Annotated in this window: 18 protein-coding genes and 1 riboswitch; of the genes, 13 read left to right on the top strand and 5 right to left on the bottom strand. The window is 69.1% G+C overall.

Annotated features, from left to right (window positions below; all coding sequences use genetic code 11):
* Positions 1-38 precede the first annotated feature (38 nt).
* From ACFVJ3_RS29340 to ACFVJ3_RS29365, 6 genes are all read left to right on the top strand, one after another.
* Positions 39-1,412 carry an FAD-binding oxidoreductase gene (locus ACFVJ3_RS29340; protein ID WP_378455402.1) on the top strand — a complete coding sequence of 458 codons (1,374 nt, stop codon included), beginning with the start codon at positions 39-41 and terminating at the stop codon, positions 1,410-1,412.
* 182 nt (positions 1,413-1,594) lie between these two features.
* Positions 1,595-2,713 carry a DUF4185 domain-containing protein gene (locus ACFVJ3_RS29345; RefSeq protein ID WP_378455403.1) on the top strand — a complete coding sequence of 373 codons (1,119 nt, stop codon included), beginning with the start codon at positions 1,595-1,597 and terminating at the stop codon, positions 2,711-2,713.
* A 65-nt stretch (positions 2,714-2,778) separates the two neighbouring features.
* Positions 2,779-3,054 carry a GNAT family N-acetyltransferase gene (locus ACFVJ3_RS29350; protein WP_378455404.1) on the top strand — a complete coding sequence of 92 codons (276 nt, stop codon included), beginning with the start codon at positions 2,779-2,781 and terminating at the stop codon, positions 3,052-3,054.
* Positions 3,038-3,577 carry a DUF3558 domain-containing protein gene (locus ACFVJ3_RS29355; RefSeq protein WP_378455405.1) on the top strand — a complete coding sequence of 180 codons (540 nt, stop codon included), beginning with the start codon at positions 3,038-3,040 and terminating at the stop codon, positions 3,575-3,577. The genes ACFVJ3_RS29350 and ACFVJ3_RS29355 overlap by 17 nt, the downstream gene beginning before the upstream one ends.
* Entirely contained in the window at positions 3,574-4,101 is a 528-nt protein-coding gene (locus ACFVJ3_RS29360; RefSeq protein WP_378455406.1) for a DUF3558 domain-containing protein, read from the top strand. The genes ACFVJ3_RS29355 and ACFVJ3_RS29360 overlap by 4 nt, the downstream gene beginning before the upstream one ends.
* A gap of 83 nt (positions 4,102-4,184) precedes the next feature.
* Positions 4,185-5,426, top strand: a complete 1,242-nt coding sequence (locus ACFVJ3_RS29365) for an MFS transporter (protein WP_005252784.1) — start codon at positions 4,185-4,187, stop codon at positions 5,424-5,426.
* On the opposite strand, the gene ACFVJ3_RS29370 is transcribed toward ACFVJ3_RS29365, so the two are convergent.
* The gene (locus ACFVJ3_RS29370; RefSeq protein ID WP_378455407.1) at positions 5,419-6,972 is read right to left on the bottom strand and encodes a carboxylesterase/lipase family protein; all 1,554 of its coding nucleotides are present in this window, start codon (positions 6,970-6,972) and stop codon (positions 5,419-5,421) included. The genes ACFVJ3_RS29365 and ACFVJ3_RS29370 overlap by 8 nt on opposite strands.
* 110 nt (positions 6,973-7,082) lie before the next feature.
* Here ACFVJ3_RS29370 and ACFVJ3_RS29375 point away from each other — a divergent pair, with 110 nt between their 5' ends.
* The 5 genes from ACFVJ3_RS29375 (at position 7,083) to ACFVJ3_RS29395 (ending at position 11,258) form a co-directional block, all read left to right on the top strand.
* On the top strand, positions 7,083-7,760 hold the full coding sequence (locus ACFVJ3_RS29375; RefSeq protein WP_378455408.1) for an NUDIX hydrolase: 678 nt from the start codon (positions 7,083-7,085) through the stop codon (positions 7,758-7,760).
* A 57-nt stretch (positions 7,761-7,817) separates the two neighbouring features.
* A riboswitch (TPP riboswitch) is annotated at positions 7,818-7,913 on the top strand.
* On the top strand, positions 7,907-8,629 hold the full coding sequence (locus ACFVJ3_RS29380; protein WP_378455409.1) for a TenA family protein: 723 nt from the start codon (positions 7,907-7,909) through the stop codon (positions 8,627-8,629). It overlaps the preceding riboswitch by 7 nt.
* Entirely contained in the window at positions 8,614-9,654 is a 1,041-nt protein-coding gene (locus ACFVJ3_RS29385) for an ABC transporter substrate-binding protein (protein WP_378455410.1), read from the top strand. Before ACFVJ3_RS29380 ends, ACFVJ3_RS29385 begins: the two co-directional genes overlap by 16 nt.
* Positions 9,632-10,453 (top strand): ABC transporter permease, encoded by an 822-nt coding sequence (locus ACFVJ3_RS29390; RefSeq protein WP_378455411.1) that lies wholly within the window; start codon positions 9,632-9,634, stop codon positions 10,451-10,453. The genes ACFVJ3_RS29385 and ACFVJ3_RS29390 overlap by 23 nt, the downstream gene beginning before the upstream one ends.
* Positions 10,446-11,258 (top strand): ABC transporter ATP-binding protein, encoded by an 813-nt coding sequence (locus ACFVJ3_RS29395; RefSeq protein ID WP_378455412.1) that lies wholly within the window; start codon positions 10,446-10,448, stop codon positions 11,256-11,258. The genes ACFVJ3_RS29390 and ACFVJ3_RS29395 overlap by 8 nt, the downstream gene beginning before the upstream one ends.
* Positions 11,259-11,270: 12 nt before the next feature.
* Here the strand turns inward: ACFVJ3_RS29395 and ACFVJ3_RS29400 are convergent, their stop codons facing one another.
* On the bottom strand, positions 11,271-12,626 hold the full coding sequence (locus ACFVJ3_RS29400) for a wax ester/triacylglycerol synthase family O-acyltransferase (RefSeq protein ID WP_378455413.1): 1,356 nt from the start codon (positions 12,624-12,626) through the stop codon (positions 11,271-11,273).
* 178 nt (positions 12,627-12,804) lie between these two features.
* Between ACFVJ3_RS29400 and ACFVJ3_RS29405 the strand changes: the two genes are divergently transcribed.
* A complete protein-coding gene (locus ACFVJ3_RS29405; protein ID WP_378455414.1) occupies positions 12,805-13,794 on the top strand; it encodes an alpha/beta hydrolase in 990 nt (329 codons plus the stop codon).
* Between the two features lie 21 nt (positions 13,795-13,815).
* Here ACFVJ3_RS29405 and ACFVJ3_RS29410 read toward each other — a convergent pair whose 3' ends face one another.
* Entirely contained in the window at positions 13,816-14,148 is a 333-nt protein-coding gene (locus ACFVJ3_RS29410) for a ferredoxin family protein (RefSeq protein ID WP_378455415.1), read from the bottom strand.
* Positions 14,145-15,722: an FAD-binding protein gene (locus ACFVJ3_RS29415; RefSeq protein WP_378455416.1), complete on the bottom strand. Its 1,578-nt coding sequence runs from the start codon at positions 15,720-15,722 to the stop codon at positions 14,145-14,147. The genes ACFVJ3_RS29410 and ACFVJ3_RS29415 overlap by 4 nt, the downstream gene beginning before the upstream one ends.
* Positions 15,723-16,012: 290 nt before the next feature.
* On the opposite strand from ACFVJ3_RS29415, the gene ACFVJ3_RS29420 reads away from it, so the two are divergent.
* The gene (locus ACFVJ3_RS29420) at positions 16,013-16,567 is read left to right on the top strand and encodes a hypothetical protein (RefSeq protein WP_378455417.1); all 555 of its coding nucleotides are present in this window, start codon (positions 16,013-16,015) and stop codon (positions 16,565-16,567) included.
* A gap of 6 nt (positions 16,568-16,573) precedes the next feature.
* On the opposite strand, the gene ACFVJ3_RS29425 is transcribed toward ACFVJ3_RS29420, so the two are convergent.
* Entirely contained in the window at positions 16,574-17,782 is a 1,209-nt protein-coding gene (locus ACFVJ3_RS29425; protein WP_378455418.1) for an MFS transporter, read from the bottom strand.
* Positions 17,783-17,789 lie beyond the last annotated feature (7 nt).

Raw genomic sequence — 17,789 nt, forward strand, 5'->3', positions numbered from 1 at the left:
CCGTCGGGGCGCCCGACACCCGCATTTCAGGAGTCACGATGACGGTCACCGACGACGCACTCGCGACGCTCGCCGCCGCGCTCCCCCAAGGGCGCCTCGTCACCGATCCCGACGTCCTGGTCTCCTACCGCCAGGACTGGGCGCGCGATCCCGACGCCGTCCTCCCCCTCGCCGTCGCCCGCCCCACGACCACCGAGGAAGTCCAGGTGGTGATGCGCTGGGCGACCGAGCACCGGGTCCCCGTGATCCCGCGCGGAGCGGGATCCGGGCTCAGCGGCGGCGCCACCGCCGTGGCGGGCTGCGTGGTGGTCAGCACCGAACGCATGCGACGGATCGAGGTGGACCCGGTGACGCGGATCGCCGTCGTCGAACCGGGACTGCTCAACGCGGAGGTCAAGGCCGCGGCCGCCGAGCACGGGCTCTGGTACCCACCGGATCCGTCGTCGTTCGAGATGTGCTCGATCGGCGGCAACGTCGCGACCAACGCCGGCGGGCTGTGCTGCGTCAAGTACGGCGTCACCACCGACTACGTCCTCGCGCTGCGCGTCGTCCTCGCGGACGGGACGGACGTACGCCTGGGCGGGCCGCGGCTGAAGGACGTGGCCGGCCTGTCGCTGACCAAGCTGTTCGTCGGGAGCGAGGGAACCCTCGGCATCGTCACGGAGGCGACGCTCAGGCTGATCCCGGCCCAGCCGCCGTCGAGCACCCTCGTCGCATCGTTCGCCTCCGTCCAGGCCGCCGCCGACACGGTGCTGGCCATCACCCGCACGCTGCGGCCGTCGATGCTCGAATTCATGGACCGCGCCTCGATCGGCGCCGTCGAGGACGCGCTGAAGATGGGCCTGGACCGGATGGCGGAGGCGATGCTCATCGCCCGCTCGGATGCGCCCGGTGCGATTGCGGCCGAAGAGATTTCCGTCATGGCCGACGCGTGCACGGTGAACGGCGCATCCGAGGTCTTCACCACCGACGACCCCGAGGAGGGCGAAGCCTTCGCCGCGGCAAGACGATTCGCGATCCCCGCCGTCGAGAGACTCGGCAGCCTGCTCCTCGAGGACGTCGGCGTTCCGCTCCCGAAACTGCCTGCGCTGGTGGAGGGAATAGCGGCCATCTCCCGCGAGCGTGACGTGATGGTCGCGGTCATCGCGCACGCCGGCGACGGAAACACGCACCCGCTCATCGTGTTCGACCCCGAGGACGCCGCGATGGCCGAGCGTGCGCACCTGGCCTTCGGCGAGATCATGGACCTCGCACTCTCTCTCGGCGGCACGATCACCGGCGAGCACGGAGTGGGCCGGTTGAAGAAGGCCTGGCTGCCCGACCAGTTGGGCCCGGACGTCATGGAATTGACGCAGCGGATCAAGAACGCACTGGACCCGCTGGGGATCCTCAACCCCGGAGCGATCCTGTAGCTACCCGTTCCGGGTGCGATACCCAATGGTTACCCTAGGGACTGGTGTGACAGGTGAGGTATTGCTAGCGTGACCGGACCCGACTCGATTCGTCGCAGAGAGGTGCGCTCGTGACCAGACTCCGCCGTGTCGCCTCCCTGGCGATGCCCGCCTTACTCGCTTCTACCTGCACGTTTTTCACCATGACGCCCCCAGTTGCGACGGCGGCGCCGTGCCTCGGCGGAACCGGCAGCCTCGGATCGAGCGGCTCGAACCAGGGCATCAACCCCATTCCCTGGCTCAACGGAAGCGATGGTCGCCTTCCCGAGCTGCGTGGCAAAACTCAGGCTATCGCGCACATCACCGGGCCGCGCAGCTCCAACGACACGATCGGCAGGTTCCGGGTGCTCGGCACCGACCTCGGCATCATGTGGGACAACGGCGGAGGTGAAGTCCTCACCGCGTTCGGTGACACCGTCGGACTGAGCGACAACCCGCTGTGCGGTCTGGTCGGCGACTGGCGCAGCAACATCCTGTTGCGCAGCTCCGACAAGGACCTCACCGACGGGATGGGCATCGACAATTCCCCGATCGATACTCCGAACCATTCCAAGGAGATCATCCAGAGCAAGAAGATCCCGGGTGTGGAGCAGACCGTCATCCCCACCACCGGCATCTCGGTCGGCGAGGGTCCCGGCGCGACGCAGTACATCGACTACATGTCGGTGCGGAGCTGGGGCGCGCCCGGCGAGTGGGACACCAACGCGTCCGGCATCGCGTACTCCGTGGACAACGGCGAGAACTGGGTCGCCGACCCCCTGACGCTGCGGCCCAACGTGCCGGGCACGGGCGCCGAGAACTTCCAGATGGGCTCGTACGTCAAGCACGACGGATTCGTCTACGGGTTCGGCACGCCGTCGGGTCGTTCCGGCGACGCCCGGTTGTCGCGGGTGAAGGAAGCGGACATCCGGAATCTCACGCTGTACGAGTACTGGGACGGCAAGGCGTGGGTGAAGGCCAACGCCACCGTCGCCGCACCGGTCATCCCCGGACCCGTCAGCGAGTTGTCGGTGCAGTTCAACCAGTACCTCGGCCAGTTCGTGGCGATGTACACCGATGCCGGCAATTCGGTGGTCATGCGCCGGTCCGACCACCTCGAATCCGGCTGGAGCGAACCCGAGGTGCTGGTGAGCAGCCGGGACGTGCCGGAGCTGTACGGCGCGTACATGCACCCGTGGTCGCAGGGATCCGATCTGTATTTCCTGGCCACCACCTGGTCGGACTACAACGTCATGCTGCTGCGCACCAACCTCGCGGACTGACGGTAATCTGCGAGTGACAGCGTGCGCGGGACAGCGCGCACGCCACACGAGCAGAGGAGCGGTCTGTGGCGGCCACGGTGGAGCACGACGTGTCGGAATCCCGGTTCGAGGTCTACCTCGACGGCCAGCTGGCCGGATACGCCGACTACTTCGAGCGGAACGGTGCCCGCGACTTCCACCACACCGTGACGTACCCGCAGTTCCGCGGTCAGGGTCTGGCCGCGGAAGTGGTGAAGGCCGCCCTCGACGACACGAAGGCCCGCGGACTCACCGTGATTCCCTCGTGCTCGTACGTCGAGAAGTACATCGCCGAGAATCCGAGCTATGCGGAGCTCGTCTGATCCGGTCCTGACCGTCCGCGCGACGTGTCTGGTCGCCGCGGCGGTCGTGCTGGCCGGCTGCGGTTCCGGCGACGGTTCCGAGTCCGATCCGGCGGCGTCCGCGCCGACCACGTCGGTGTCCGCGCAGCCCGGCGCGTTCGTGGGTGAATGCGGCTCGCTGACCGACGCCGAGGTGTACGAGCGGGCCGGGATCACCGGGCTCACCCCGGTATCGCGCAACGGCATCAAGTGCCGGTGGGAAGCGGACGGCGGCGAACGGTACGTGATGTTCACCTGGTACCGCGGCAGCCCCATCGACCGGGAACGGTCGGTGGCCAAGGGCATCGGTCACGAGGTCCACGACCTCGAGATCGCCGGGCACCGCGGGTTCTCCTCGCAGAACGTCGGGTTCTGCGAGGTCGCGCTCGGCACGGGTTCCGACTTCGTGCACTGGCTGGTCCGCTACGGCACCGGCACCGCACCGTCCGATCCGTGCGCGGCCCCGACCGCGCTCGGCCGGCTGACGTTGGAGAAGGTCAAGTGAGCGGCGCACGCCGGCTCGCCGCGGCGGTGGCGTCGGCGGTGGTTCTCGCCGGCTGCGGCACCTCCGTCACCGGCAGTCCGCTGCCCGAGGGCGCGGCCGCCTCCGAAGAAGACGGCTCGCCGCAGTTCGACAAACTCCTCCGCGAGTGCGATGCGGTCCCCAACGACAAGATCGCGGAGACCCTCCACGGCGCCGGCATCGACCAGTACTTCTTCGGCGCGGTGTGCATGTGGACGGTGTCGTCCGCCGCCGGATCGATCGACGTCACGTTCGGCTGGTTCGAGAACAACTCGCTGCAACGGGAGCGAAGTGTGGCGGACCAGCTGGGCTACCAGGTGGAAACCACGTCGATCGCGGGCACGTCGGCGTTCAGCGCCCGGCGTCCTGGTGATTCGGCGACGTGCGGGATCACCGCCGCCTACTCCGGCGTCATCACGTGGTGGGTGCAGCAGCGGTCGGGCACCGGCGACCCGTGCGACGGAGCGCGCACCCTCGCCGAACTGACCCTGCAACGCAACCAGTAGCGGCCGAAATTCGCTCGCGGTGGCCACGACCTCGCTGTTAGCGTCGAAGGACCACCGATCGAGCCGACAAGAGGACCCTTGCCGTGACCGCCACCGAGACGGCTGTGACTCGCCGGTTCGGGCCCCTGATCCTCCTGAACCTCGCGACGCTGTTCTCGTCCACGGGCAACGGCATCGCGATCGTCGTGCTGCCCTGGCTCGTGCTCGAGAGGACCGGTCGCGCGTCCGACGCCGCGATCGTCGCGGGCGCCGCCACCCTCCCGCTGCTGTTGTCGAGCCTGTTCGCGGGCACGTTCGTCGACCTGTTCGGACGTCGCCGCACGTCGATGATCTCCGACTGCCTGTCTGCCCTGTCCGTGGCGGCCATCCCGGTGATCGCGAACACGACGGGCCTCACCGTGACCGTGATCGCCGTCCTCGCCGCGATCGGCGCCGCGTTCGATCCGGCCGGAATCGCGGCGCGGGAGTCGATGCTGCCCGCCGCCACGAAGTCCGCGGGGTGGTCACTCGACCGGATGAACAGCCTCTACGAGGCCAACTACAACATGGCGTATCTCGTCGGACCGGGCATCGGCGGCGTCCTCATCGCCACGGTGGGTGCGGTGAACACGTTGTGGGTCACCGCCGTCGGCTTCGTGCTGTCCGTGGTGACCATCGCGTTCCTGCGACTGGAGAACGCCGGCAGACCCGACACCTCCACGCGCCCGACGTCCATCTGGCACGGCACGCTCGAGGGACTGAAGTTCGTGTGGCACAACCGGCTCCTGCGGACGATCGCTCTCGTGGACATGGCGGTGGTCGCGCTGTACATGCCCGTCGAATCGGTGGTGTTCCCGGTGTACTTCACCGAACTCGACAAGCCCGCGCAACTCGGTTCGGTCCTGATGGCGCTCAGCATCGGCGGTGTGGTGGGCGCCCTCGCGTACGGACCGCTCGCGCCGTTCGTGTCGCGCAGGACGCTGATGGTGGTCGCGGTGACCGTGCTGGGCGCCGCCATGGTCGCGATGGCGTTCCTGCCGCCGCTGTGGGCGATTCTGGCGCTGGCACTCCTCCAGGGTCTCGTGTTCGGTCCGGTCGGCCCGATAGCCAACTACGCCATGCAGACTCGCAGTCCGGAGCACATGCGCGGACGGGTCACCGGGGTCATGACGTCCACCGCGTACGCCGCGGGTCCGTTGGGTTACCTGCTGGCCGGTCCGATCCTCGACAAGTGGGGTATCCAGCCGACGTTCTTCGTGCTCGCGATCCCGGTCCTGATCATCGGGCTGGCCTGCTTCGCGCTGCCCGTGCTGAAGGAACTGGACGACAAGGTGCCCGTCAGTTGAATCCCATGACGTCGTTGCCCCAGGCGATCCGCATCTCGTGGTCCGGGTCCTTCACGAGGGTGTCCGCGCCGTCGATCAGCAGCGTCGAGCGGTTCTCCTCGTCGTAGGGGGCCCAGTGCTTGGACCCGTCCAGCGCGGCGGGGACACCGTGCCGCGCGAACGCGAGCCACCGGCGCTGGATCCGGCCCGACACCTCGAGCGCCGTCTTCCGGCCGCCGAGCCAGAACGTCGGGTCGATGTTGAGGGTGTCGAAATTGCCGAAGACGTACGGGAGTTCGGTGGCGTGCCCGGCTCCGATGCGCGCGGCCTTGAGCATCGGCGTGGCCTGATCGAACCGGTACATCCACGTCGGTGAGTGCCGGCTGTGGGCGTCGGCCACCCACAGGGCGGGCATCCGGAACGCGGCGTCCCGCGACATCGCGAGCGCGCCCTTCGGCTTTCCGCGGTCCGGGTACACCGACAGAATGTCGGCGAGGCGCGCCGCGGGCAGTTCGGGGTGATCGGCCGCGATCGCCCTTAACATCTCCTGCACCGAATCCGACGTGACCGGCAGCAGCGGCGATTTCATGAATTTGAAGATCGACGACTCGTCCTTGTTGGAACCGATGATGAGAGGGATGCGGTGCGAGTAGCCCTTCTGGAAGGCGGCCACCGGGTAGCGGGGCAGGAAGTCGCGGTCGACGACGGGCGCCATCGCGAGCGTGCCCGGGATCCGCGTCGGCACCTCGTTGACGAGTGTGTCGCTGGCCTCGATGACCGTGCGGTACGGAAGGTGCAGCAGGGTGTCGATCTGCGCGGGTTCCACCTCGAGGATGTCGAGGAACTGTTTCGCGACGGTCGCCGCCCGCTCGCTCCCGTAGACCGACGTGGCGGGCGGGCTCTGGGCGATCGCACGGTGGAACAGCCCGTCCGCGCTCGGGCACGTCATCAGCGTGGTGATCGACCCGGCTCCGGACGACTCCCCGAACACCGTCACCTCGTCCGGGTCGCCGCCGAACGACGCGATGTTGTCGCGCACCCACTCGAGGGCGGCGACCTGATCGCGCAGCCCGCAGTTTGTCTCGAACACCCGCTCGGCCGTCGAGAACGACGACAGGTCGAGGAAGCCGAGCGCTCCCACCCGGTAGTTGAACGAGACCAGCACGATGTCGCCGAGGGTGGACAGGATGCGCCCGTTGTAGATGCCCTGAGCTGCGGTTCCCAGGCAGTAGGCACCGCCGTGGATCCACACCATCACCGGCCGGGGGGTGCCGCCGGGTCTCGGGGCCCAGACGTTGACGGACAGGCAGTCCTCGTCCATTTCGAGTCCCGCATCGATGGGGACGGCGGTGCCGTGCCCCTGCGGCGCCATCGGGCCGAAGTCGACGCAATCGAGCACACCCTCCCACGGTGCGGGCGGGACCGGCGCGCGGAACCGCCGTTCACCGACGGGAGCCGCGGCGAACGGAATGCCCTTCCACGCGTAGACGTCGCCCTCGGGGTAGCCACGCACCTCGCCGTCCCGGGCGCGGACGACGAGCGTGTCGCCGGACTTGTCGACCTCCACGGACGAATCTCCTCACGCAGCACGTACCGGGACTCTCGCCAAACTACCAACGATGAGCAGGCAGGACCGATCGAACGCGATATAGATCAACCGTGCGCTAACATTCGTGCGTGGCCGCATGGACCGATCCCGGGGGCAAGAGCCTCCTCGACTATCCGCGCCCGTCGGTGGCGGTCGACGTCGCCGTTCTCACCGTCGACGGCACGGAACTGAAAGTGCTTGCGGTTCCCCGCCGTTCGGGCCGGATCGCCCTCCCCGGCACCTTCCTCCACGAGGGTGAACGACTGCGGGACGCCGCCGAGCGGTGCCTGCGCATCAAGGCCGGCCTGACCGGCACCGAATTCCATCAGCTCGCCATGCTCGACGATCCCAGCCGCGACGATCGCGGGTGGGTGCTGTCGATGACGCACGGCGCCGCGCTGCCCCGCACGACGCTCCCCCGCGACGCGCTGCTGATCACCGTCGACGACGACCGGGTGACGCAGGAGCTGGCATTCGACCACGCGGACGTCGTCGCCCTCGCCGTCGCCGACCTGAGAGAGCGATACGCGCGGTCCGTCGACCCGTCCGGCCTGGCCGGCGACACGTTCACGGTCCTCGAACTCCGCCGGGTGTACGAGGTGGTGTTCGGACGCCTCCTGCCGAAGGACTCGTTCCGGCGGCACATGATGCCGGCCCTCGAGAACACCGGCGACATGGCCGTCGTCGGGACCGGCCGGCCCGCGGAGATCTACCGGCGCGGCCCCGCGCCCCTCCCGCCGAGCGCGGCCGCGTTCCTCGCCGGCTGAGCCCGTCCACCGACCCGGGCCTTTCCGCCCGCGGCACGGCCGGTGCTAGGGTCGGCTTGTTCTGACACGGGGTGCTCCGCACGGGCGGGGCTGAGAACACACCCGGGAACCTGCTCAGGTAATGCTGACGAAGGGATGTCAACGTTGTGAATAGCTCTGTCCAAGATGCTGCCGGCGCCGGCCAGCACGCCCGATTCACGGACCACTTGTGGGACCGGACCAAGGTGCTGCGCGAGGCGATCGACGAACTCGAGTTCCTGCGCCGACTCGGCGACGGAACGCTGCCGCTGGACGTGTTCCGCACGTACATCGAGCAGGATTTTCTGTACCTGACCGGGTACGCGAAGGCCCTCTCGCTGGTGGCCGCGCACGCGCCGGGCCCGGTCGAGGCCGGCTTCTGGGCGGGCTCGGCCGCCGAGGCCGCCACGGTCGAGGCGACGCTGCACCAGAATCTGCTGACCAGCGGACGACTCCCCGAGTCGGACGTGGAGCCGCTGCATTCGCCGGCCTGCCTGGGGTACATCTCCTACCTGACGGCCGTCGCCGCCACCGAGCCGTATGCGGTGGCCGCGGCGGCGGTACTGCCCTGCTTCTGGATCTACGCCGACGTCGGGCACCGGCTCGCGGCCAGCGCCCGCGACGTGCTCTCCGCGGACCCGTCGCACCCCTACGCGCAGTGGGTGACCACCTATGACGCGGAGGAGTTCCACGCCGCCGTCGCGACGGCCCGCGAACTCGTGGACGCCGCGGCCGAGGCGTCGACCGACGCCCAGCGTGAGGCGATGGCGGAGGCGTTCGTGATCGCCAGCCGCTACGAACTCATGTTCTGGGATACCGCTCTCAACAAGCAGGAATGGCCGGCGTCGTGACACTCTTCTCTCGTACCAAGCGCGCTGCCACCGCAGCCGTCATCCTGGTCTCCGCCCTCTCGCTGCTCACCGGTTGCGCCGGTGACTCGCAGTCCGACGACACCATCCGGTTCGCACTCGACTGGACACCGAACACCAACCACACCGGTCTGTTCGTCGCCCAGCAGGAAGGCTGGTTCGCGGACGCCGGACTCGACGTGCAGGTGCTGCCCTACAACGACACCTCGCCCGACACCCTGGTCGACGCCGGTAACGCGGAGTTCGGGGTGAGCTTCCAGAGTTCCGCGACGTTCTCGAAGGCCGCGGGCGCACAGACCACGTCGGTGATGGCCCCGCTGCAGCACTGGGCGACGGGCATCGCGGTGAAGGCGGATCGCGCCGACATCACCCGCCCCCGGGATCTGGACGGCAAGATCTACGCCGGGTTCGCGGACCCGGACGGCGAGGAGACGCTGAAGCAGATCATCCGGAACGACGGCGGCAAGGGCGAATTCACCACCGTCACGCTCGGCACCTCGGCCTACGAGGCCGTGTACTCCGGCACCGCCGACTTCACCGTCTCCTTCTTCGGCTGGGAGGGTATCGAGGCCGAGCACCAGGGCACCCCGATGCGCTACTTCCACTACACCGACTACGGCTTCCCGGACGCGTACGCGCTCGTCATCGAGGGCAACGAGCAGTGGATGGCCGATCATCCCGAGCAGGCCCGCAAGTTCGTCCAGGCACTGCAGCGCGGATACCAGTTCGCCGCCGACCGGCCGGACGAGGCCGCGCAGATGCTGATCGACGCCAACCCCGGCGCCTTCACGGACGAGTCCCTCGTGCGGGAGAGCCAGCAGATGCTGTCCTCCGAGTACATGAAGGACAGTTCCGGAAAGGTCGGGACACAGACGGCCGAGCAGTGGGCGGGGTACTCCGGTTTCCTGTTCCAGCACGGCCTGCTCACCGGCCCCGACGGGGCACCGCTGACCACGGAACCCGACTGGTCGACATATTTCACCAATGAGTACCTCACTCAGCCCTGACCCGAGTCTCCGCACCACGGCCCCGGGCACGTCCCCGCTGCTGCGGCGGGTGCTGCCCGCGGTCGTGGTCGTGGCACTGCTCGTCGTCGCGTGGCAGGTGTACGTGACGGTCAGCGGGATCCGGCCGCAGGTGCTGCCGTCGCCGCTGCGGGTCGTCCAGCAGGGCTGGCGGGCGCGGGACGCCATCTCCGGTCACGCCTCCGCGACACTGCAGGTGACGCTGATCGGGTTCGCCGTCTCCCTGCTCTGCGCGTGGGCGCTCGCCGTGCTCGTGGACTTCTCGCCGTGGCTGCGACGCGCGTTCGTCCCGCTGTTCGTCGTGTCGCAGACGCTCCCGATCATCGCGATCGCGCCTCTGATGATCATCTGGTTCGGATTCGGTCTGCTGCCGAAGATTCTCGTGATCGCGCTCGCCACGTTCTTCCCGATGACGATCGGACTGATCGAGGGTTTCGCCGCGGCCGACCGTGAGGCGGGCGCGTTGTTGCGCAGCATGGGCGCCTCGCGGTGGCAGGAATTCCGCTACGTGCGGCTTCCGTCTGCGATCCCCCGGTTCTTCACCGCCCTGCGCATCGGCATCACGTACGCAGTGGTGGGTGCCGTGTTCGCCGAATACGTCGGGGCGACGTCCGGTCTCGGCATCTACATGGCGACGCAGAAGAACTCCTTCCGCACCGACCTCGTGCTGGCGGCGGTGCTCGTGACGGCCGTGATCAGCGTCAGCCTCTACCTGCTCACCTTCGCGGTCGAGCGCGTCGTCGCCCCCTGGATCAAGAACGAGAGGGCCCGGCATGAGTGAGACCGCGCGCGTCGCACTGTCCGGTCTGAGCAAGGGATTCCCGGTCCGCGGCGGCATCCGGCCCGTCCTCGACGACGTCTCGTTCACCGTCGAACCGGGTGAGTTCGTGTCGGTGATCGGCCCCAGCGGGTGCGGTAAGAGCACCGCGTTCTCCATGCTCGCCGGTCTCGACCAACCGGACTCCGGCACCGTCACGATCGGCGGCGAACCGGTGCGCCCCGCGGGGAGTGGTCCCGCGAAATGCGCGTACATGCCGCAGAAGGACCTGTTGTTCCCGTGGCGCACCGTCCTCGACAACACCACCCTCGGACTCGAGGTGCAGGGCGTGCCGAAGAAGCAGGCGCGGGACAAGGCCCGGGAATTGTTCTCCGTGTTCGGTCTCGGCGGATTCGAGGACGCCCGTCCCAGCCAGCTGTCCGGCGGGATGCGACAGCGTGCCGCGATGCTGCGGACCGTCGTCCAGGACCGTCCGGTGCTGTTGCTCGACGAGCCGTTCGGCGCCCTGGATTCGTTGACCCGCACCGAAATGCAGACCTGGTTGCAGGACGTGTGGCAGCGCTACCGGTGGACCGTCCTGATGATCACCCACGACATCCGGGAGGCCGTCTACCTGTCGGACCGGGTGGTCGTGCTGTCCGCGCGGCCCGCCACCGTGCGGCGGGAGGTGACGGTGGGCCTGCCCCGTCCCCGCGAACTGTCGATGATGACGTCGCCCGAGTTCGCGGACGTCGAACACGAATTGCTCGGAGTGCTCCACGAGGAGTCGCGGCGGGCACTCGTCGAGCAGGAGTCGGCTCGGCGCTGAAAAGACTGCGTCTCAGAGCAATGCCGCCTCGAGTTCACCCAGAGCCGTCTCCAGATAGTGGAGGATGCGTTGCAGGCTCGGCACCGAGCGGCGGCACCCGATGACACCGAAATCGAGGTTGCCGCCGTTGGTGGTGAGCGTGATGTTGAGTGCCTGCCCGTCCAGCACCACCGACGTCGGGTAGATGCCGTCCAGCCGGGACCCGTTCCAGTACATGGTCTTCCGCGGCCCCGGGACGTTGGAGATGATCACGTTGAACGGTGGCGGCGTGAAACGGACGAACCCCGGCACCGGTGTCAGGGCGATCGGCGACATGTTGAACGCGGACCACGCCAGCGCCTGCATCGAGGTGAGGCTGCCGAACAGTTCCTTCCCCTGGGACATGGAGGCGGAGATCGCCGTCAGACGCTCGGCCGGGTCGTCGACGTCCGTCGCCAGGTTGCACAACGTGACCCCCACCGCGTTGCCGCCGGCGTCGGCCTTCTGCTCGTCGCGCAGCGACACCGGAACCATCGCGATCAGCGGCTCGTCGGGCAGCGCATTCTGTTCCTCGAGGTACCCACGCAACGCTCCGGCGCACATGGCCATTACGACGTCGTTGACACTGACCCCGGCCGCCTTCCGCACGGCGTGGATCCGTTCGAGCGGCCAGGACTGCGCGGCGAACCGGCGCGCGCCACCGATCGGGACGTTCAGCATGGTGCGGGGCGCCTCGTACGGAAACCGCATGTCGTGCTGCCCCATCGCGGTGCGGGCGATGCGCAGCGACGCCGGCGCGAGACCGGCCACCTCACCGACCGTGCGACGGACCCCGTTCACCACCGACCAGAGGTCGGGGGCGGCTCCGTTGGCCGACGCCCTGCGCGGCAGGTTCCACGGCGGCGGGGCGTCGCGCACGTCCGGGTCGGTCGACAGCGTCCGCATCAGCAGCCGCAACCCGGAGACACCGTCCATCAGCGAGTGGTGCAGCTTGGTGTAGATCGCGAAGCGGCCGTCGCTGAGACCCTCGATCAGATACATCTCCCACAGCGGGCGATGACGGTCCAGGAGCGTGCCGTGCAGCCGGGACGTGAGCGTCAGCAGTTCCCGGACCCGGTACGGGGCCGGAAGGGCCGAATGACGCACGTGGTATTCGAGATCGACGTCCGACTCGTCGGCCCACCACAGGTTCCCGAGAGTGCCCACGGGGCCCGCAGGCTTCTTGCGAAAAGTGGGGTCGACGTCCGTGTGTTTCAGCAGTGTTTCCAGCATCGACTTCACGTAGTCGGGGCCGGCATCCGCCGGCGGTGTGAACAATTCGAGCGATCCCACGTGCATCGGATGCTCTCGCGATTCGCCGAGAAGGAATATCGAATCGGTAACCGGCATGATCCCCACCTGGACGTTCACCCCCGCTCGGTCACTATCCCATTACGACTTCCGCCTGGATGCTACGTCGGGCGTAGCGTCCGTGCGACCAACTTCGATGTAGACCGTACGGCGCAAAGAGGTGGAAAACCTAAAGGCAGCAAGTCGATGGGCACCGAGGCCGGAACGGAGGCAGGCAATGAGCACTGCGACTTACGAATTCTGTCCGTCACCGCTCCCGGTGACGCGGCGGGAGTTCGCCGGAACCAGCCTGCAGTCGACGGCCCTCACCCACACACTCCGTCGTACGGTCCGGCCGTTCCTCGACGGGTGGGCACGCTACCCCGAACTGCCGTGGCCCACCGGAGTCGTCGACCTGTTCGGGTACTCGCTCGGCCCCATTCGCGGAACCCAGCGCAGGCCCATCCGGCTGCCGCACTGCCGCGCCGAATGGATCCGGCCTCCGGGTGAGCTCGGCGACCGGGCGATCCTCTACCTTCACGGTGGGGCGTTCCTGTGCTGCGGGATCAACTCCCACCGCCAGATGGTGTCCCGGATCTCGGCGGAGTCGCAGGCGTCGACGCTGAACGTCGCGTACCGGATGATCCCGCGGAACCCCATCCGGGCGGCCGTCGCGGACGGTGTCGACGGGTACCGGTGGCTGCTCTCCCACGGCTACACCGCGGACCGCATCGTCATCGCCGGCGACTCGGCAGGCGGATTCCTGACGTTCATGGTGACGCTCGAAGCCCTGCGCCAGGGGCTGCCGCGTCCCGCCGCCGACGTCGCGCTGTCGCCGCTGACCGACCTCGACCCGGTCAACAAGCTGGCCCATCCCAACGCCGACCTCTGCGCTGTCTTCCCCAAACGCGCGGTCGGTGCCCTGTCCAGGCTGATCGAAAGACTGGACACCAGGGGCGGGCACGAGCCGTCCACGTCACCCGTGGACGGCTCCCTCGCCTCCATGCCGCCGGCACTGATCCAGACCGGCTCGCAGGAGATGGTGTACGTCGACGCGGAACTGATGTCCGAGCGGCTGTCCCAGGCGGGTGTGCCGTGCGAACTGCAGGTGTGGGAACGTCAGGTGCACGTCTTCCAGGCCGCCGCCGGACTGCTTCCCGAGGGCACCCGCGCCATCCGCGAGATCGGCCGGTTCATCCGCAAGGCCACCCCTGTGAGTACTTCTTAACCGCGGGCGGTTAACAAGTACTCACGGGGTGAAGAGGTGGTTCCGGTCGAGTGTGGACCCCGGCGTGCGCCTGCCACCCCACCCGATCACGGCACGGTAGGCGCCGAGGGCCCCCGACTCCGCCAGGCTCTCGGCGTCGGTGTGCGTCGAGTCCTCGGGAACCGGGGTGTCGAACGGCGCGACGTACAGCGCGTCGGTGGGACAGTTCGCCTCACACATGAAGCACGTCTGACAGTCCTCCTGATGCGCGACGACGGGAACGCCGTCCGCGCCGCGGCGGAAGACGTCCGTCGGGCAGACCTTGATGCAGATGTCGCACTGCACGCAGCGGTCGGCGACGACGACTTCGATCACGACGCGACCGTCCGGACCTCGGCGGTGCCGCGTTCCGGCCGCACCCACACGTCGTCCAGTCCGCCCGACAGCAGTCGACGGGTCTGCGCCGGATCGGTGTCGGGCAGGTCGGTGCGCACGTGCATCCCCCGGGTCTCGGTCCGCGCCAGCGCGGAGTGCGTCGCCCACCGCGCGACGGCGAGCATCGCGGCGGCCGAACGTGCCTGCAGCAGCTCCCGTTCGGAGCCGCCGAGCAGATCCGCTGCACCCGACCAGGCCTCGTCGAGGGCGGTCACGCTGTCCTGCAGGCTCGTCGCGCTGCGCCGGTAGCTGCGGCGCAGCGGCAGGGTGTGCTCCTGCACGAGTCCGACGATGGAGCGCGACGCCTGCCGGCGGGCGGACGGTCCGCGCAGTCCGGCCGCGCCCGCGCCGCGCACCCCGTCGGGGGCGGGACGCGTCCGCGCGAACCGCGCCGCACCCGCACCCGCCCACGTCCCCGAGGAGATCGCCCACGCCCCGTTGTGACTGCCGCCGCCGCTGCGACCACCGGTGATGAGCTCACGGGTGGCGGCGTCACCCGCCACGAACAGGCCGGGAACGTCGCTGGTGCAGTCGGGGCCGGCGACCCGGATGCCTCCGGTTCCCCGCACCGTTCCCTCCAGCACTGCCCGCACGGGATACTTCTGCGTGAACGGGTCGATACCCGCCTTGTCCAGCGGCAGAAAGTAATTCGGTTGCGACGTGCGCATGGCCGCGCGGATATCGGGCCTGGCCCGGTCCAGTCGGGCATACACGGGGCGGCCGGCGGCGAGGTGCGCCATCGCGGCGCCGCGTGCAGAGAAGCCGCCGTCCCCGAGAGTCCGACCGTCCGCGTCGTAGTAGGTGGCGAACTGCATCATCAAACCCTTGGTGTGGCCACTCCACGCCGGTGCCAGCGCGTAGGCCGTCGAGAATTCCATGCCCGAGAACGACGCCCCGACCTCGGCGGCCATCAGCAGTCCGTCGCCGGTGTCGACGTTCGTTCCGAAACTTCCCGACAGGAACGCGCAGCCACCGGTCGCCACGACGACTGCCCCGGCGCGCACCGACCACGCGGCGTATCCGTTCTGCCGTTGCAGACCCGCGGCGCCGGACACGACGCCGTCGCCGGTGGTGAGCAGTTCCAGGGCGGGGCTGTGGTCGAGGATGGCGACCCCGGCGCGGTGCACACGCCTGCGCATCCGGCGCATGTACTCCGGCCCCTGCAGACTGGTGCGCACCTCCCGGCCGTCGTCGCCGGACGGAAACCGGTACCCGGCGCCGGCCAGTTCGTCCACCCGGTGGTGGGTCTCCTCGAGCACCCGGTACATCCACGCGGGCTCGGACAGCCTGCCGCCGTCCTCGAAGCGGGCCTGCACCGACCGTTCGCGTGCAGGGCCGGGCGGGACGTTCCACAGGTTGTTGCCGCCCGACGCGGTGGGGCCGCTGGTGCCGCAGTACCCCTTGTCGGCGAGGACGACCCGCGCGCCTTCGCGGGCCGCCGCCAATGCCGCCCACGTTCCGGCGGGTCCGCCGCCGAGGACGAGGACGTCGGCGTCGATCTCGAGTTGGCTCACGAAGCGAACAGCATCGCCGACGCAGCGAGGGCCGCCCCGGTTCGTTCGGACAGCGGGCGACGGAACAACCAGTCGAGCAGAGACATCGTTACCCCCGGTCGGAGCGGTATGGACACCGTTCGATCGTCGGCTGACCGGCTCGTCCGAACAAGGGTTCTCGTCAGCGTGCGCCGAACCCCGGCAACCATCCAGCGAACGTGCCCGGACGGCTCGCATTTCCGGACACATGCGGCAGCAGACGGAAGCGCCCTCTATGGTGGACGCATTTGCACGCCGAGGACGGGTAACGCATGGACGACAGGACTGTAGCGATCGGGGCACTCGCGATTGCCACCGTGTCGGCGGTCTCCGGCCTGATGATCGGCGCCGCGGGCGGCGCGTTCGGCAGCCGCGGGCCCGCAGTCGTGCCGCCACCGCTGACGTCGGAGGGCCTGCAGTCCGGCGGACCGCACAGCGCCGCACCTGCCACCTTCCAAGTGTTCGTCCCGCCTACCCCCACCTGGCAGATGGCCGACCTCACCACCCCGCGGGCCGTCACGCTCACCACCGAACCGGCGCCCGTGACCACGGCACCGCCACCCGCGCCCTCGACGACCCCCGCCCCGCCTCCGCCGCCGGTCAGGGCCACGGTCGCGCCGCCTCCCCCGACGATCAGTCTGGCCCCGGTCACCACACCCGTGACCAGGCCTCCCGTCGTCACGACGATCGAGCAGACCGCGCCCCGGATCGCGGCCCCGCCGTCCGCGGCACCCGCCGAGCCGACACTGCCGCCGGTCACCACCACCACCACGACGACGCGTCCGGTGATCACCATCCCGCCCGTCACCACCAGACCGCGGGGCTAGAGCCGCTCAGGCCCGTCTGCGCGCGACCAACTGCGCGACTGCCACCCCGGCACCCAGCGCGGCGACCAGCCCGCCGAAGACAATCCCGGCGGTGCGGAGGTCGGTGAACCGTGCGAGGACACCCACCCCGACCGCGGGAACGGCCAGCATCACGTAGATCCCCGCGAAGAATGCCGACGACACTCCGCCGCGGAATTGCTGTTCGACCCGTTCGACGGTGGTCGCGAGCGACGCATTGAGGCACAGGCCGCCGGCGACGCCGAGGACCACCGCGGACGCGAGCAGCGGCTCGAGGACGGTGTACGCCAGTGCGAGCGCCAGCAGCGCGGCGGCGGGGATCAGTCCGAGGCACCCGACGAGCATCGCGGTGGACGGCGACAGCCGGCGGGCCAGCAGCTGACCGAACGCCATGAACAGGAACGTCAGGAACACGACGAGCCCGGCCATCGTGTGGCTCCTCGACCCCAGATATTCCGTCAGGAACAACGCCGACACCGCGGTCAGCACGCCGGTTACGGCGAATGCTGTTCCGGCGGCGAGCACCGCGGTGACGAACGCGCCGCGGATCGACGCGGGAACCTGCAGGCGGCGGGGTCGGATGCGCCACGTCGGACGGGTTGCCGGTGCGGGCGCGAAGATCCACAGCCCGGCGCCCGCGAGAACGGCGAGCACGAGGTTCACCACATAGGGAATGGTCAGCGGACTCGACGTGATGTCGGCGATCACCCCCGCGCTGAGCGTGCCCAATCCCAGGCCGCCGGTGTTCACCGCGACCGCGAGCATTCCGCCGACCGCCTTGCGGTCGGGTGGGAACAGGTCGATCACCGCGGCCGTGCCCGTGCCGGTCATGAGACCCGCGGACAGTCCGGAAATGACCCGGGCCACCACGAACACCGGAAGCGTCGACGGCAGCAGGAAGAGCACGGCACTGACCGCGGCGAGGGCGACCGCGATGAACAGCACCGGGCGCCGTCCGACGTCGTCGGACAGCCGCCCGAACAGGGCGAGCGCGGCCACGACCCCGACCGCGTACACGGCGAACAGGATCGTGACGGTGAGGGCGCTGAACGCCAGCTCCTGCGCATAGATGGAGTAGAGCGGGGTGGGCAGTGTCGTTCCCATCATCGTGACGAGAAACGCGAACGACGTGGCCCCGACCGCAAGGGCGGACGACCGGGTGCGCGTTCCGGACACTGCGGGCGAGAACGAAGGCATGGATCCG

Source organism: Rhodococcus sp. NPDC127593 (assembly GCF_042671975.1).
Classification (GTDB): Bacteria; Actinomycetota; Actinomycetes; order Mycobacteriales; family Mycobacteriaceae; genus Rhodococcus_F.

Coding starts and splice junctions, on each gene's coding strand:
- ACFVJ3_RS29395 (WP_378455412.1), top strand. CDS start 10,446: ATGAGTGAGACCGCGCGCGTCGCACTGTCCGGTCTGAGCAAGGGATTC.
- ACFVJ3_RS29340 (WP_378455402.1), top strand. CDS start 39: ATGACGGTCACCGACGACGCACTCGCGACGCTCGCCGCCGCGCTCCCC.
- ACFVJ3_RS29425 (WP_378455418.1), bottom strand. CDS start 17,782: ATGCCTTCGTTCTCGCCCGCAGTGTCCGGAACGCGCACCCGGTCGTCC.
- ACFVJ3_RS29400 (WP_378455413.1), bottom strand. CDS start 12,626: ATGCCGGTTACCGATTCGATATTCCTTCTCGGCGAATCGCGAGAGCAT.
- ACFVJ3_RS29390 (WP_378455411.1), top strand. CDS start 9,632: ATGAGTACCTCACTCAGCCCTGACCCGAGTCTCCGCACCACGGCCCCG.
- ACFVJ3_RS29345 (WP_378455403.1), top strand. CDS start 1,595: ATGACGCCCCCAGTTGCGACGGCGGCGCCGTGCCTCGGCGGAACCGGC.
- ACFVJ3_RS29405 (WP_378455414.1), top strand. CDS start 12,805: ATGAGCACTGCGACTTACGAATTCTGTCCGTCACCGCTCCCGGTGACG.
- ACFVJ3_RS29355 (WP_378455405.1), top strand. CDS start 3,038: ATGCGGAGCTCGTCTGATCCGGTCCTGACCGTCCGCGCGACGTGTCTG.
- ACFVJ3_RS29385 (WP_378455410.1), top strand. CDS start 8,614: ATGGCCGGCGTCGTGACACTCTTCTCTCGTACCAAGCGCGCTGCCACC.
- ACFVJ3_RS29420 (WP_378455417.1), top strand. CDS start 16,013: ATGGACGACAGGACTGTAGCGATCGGGGCACTCGCGATTGCCACCGTG.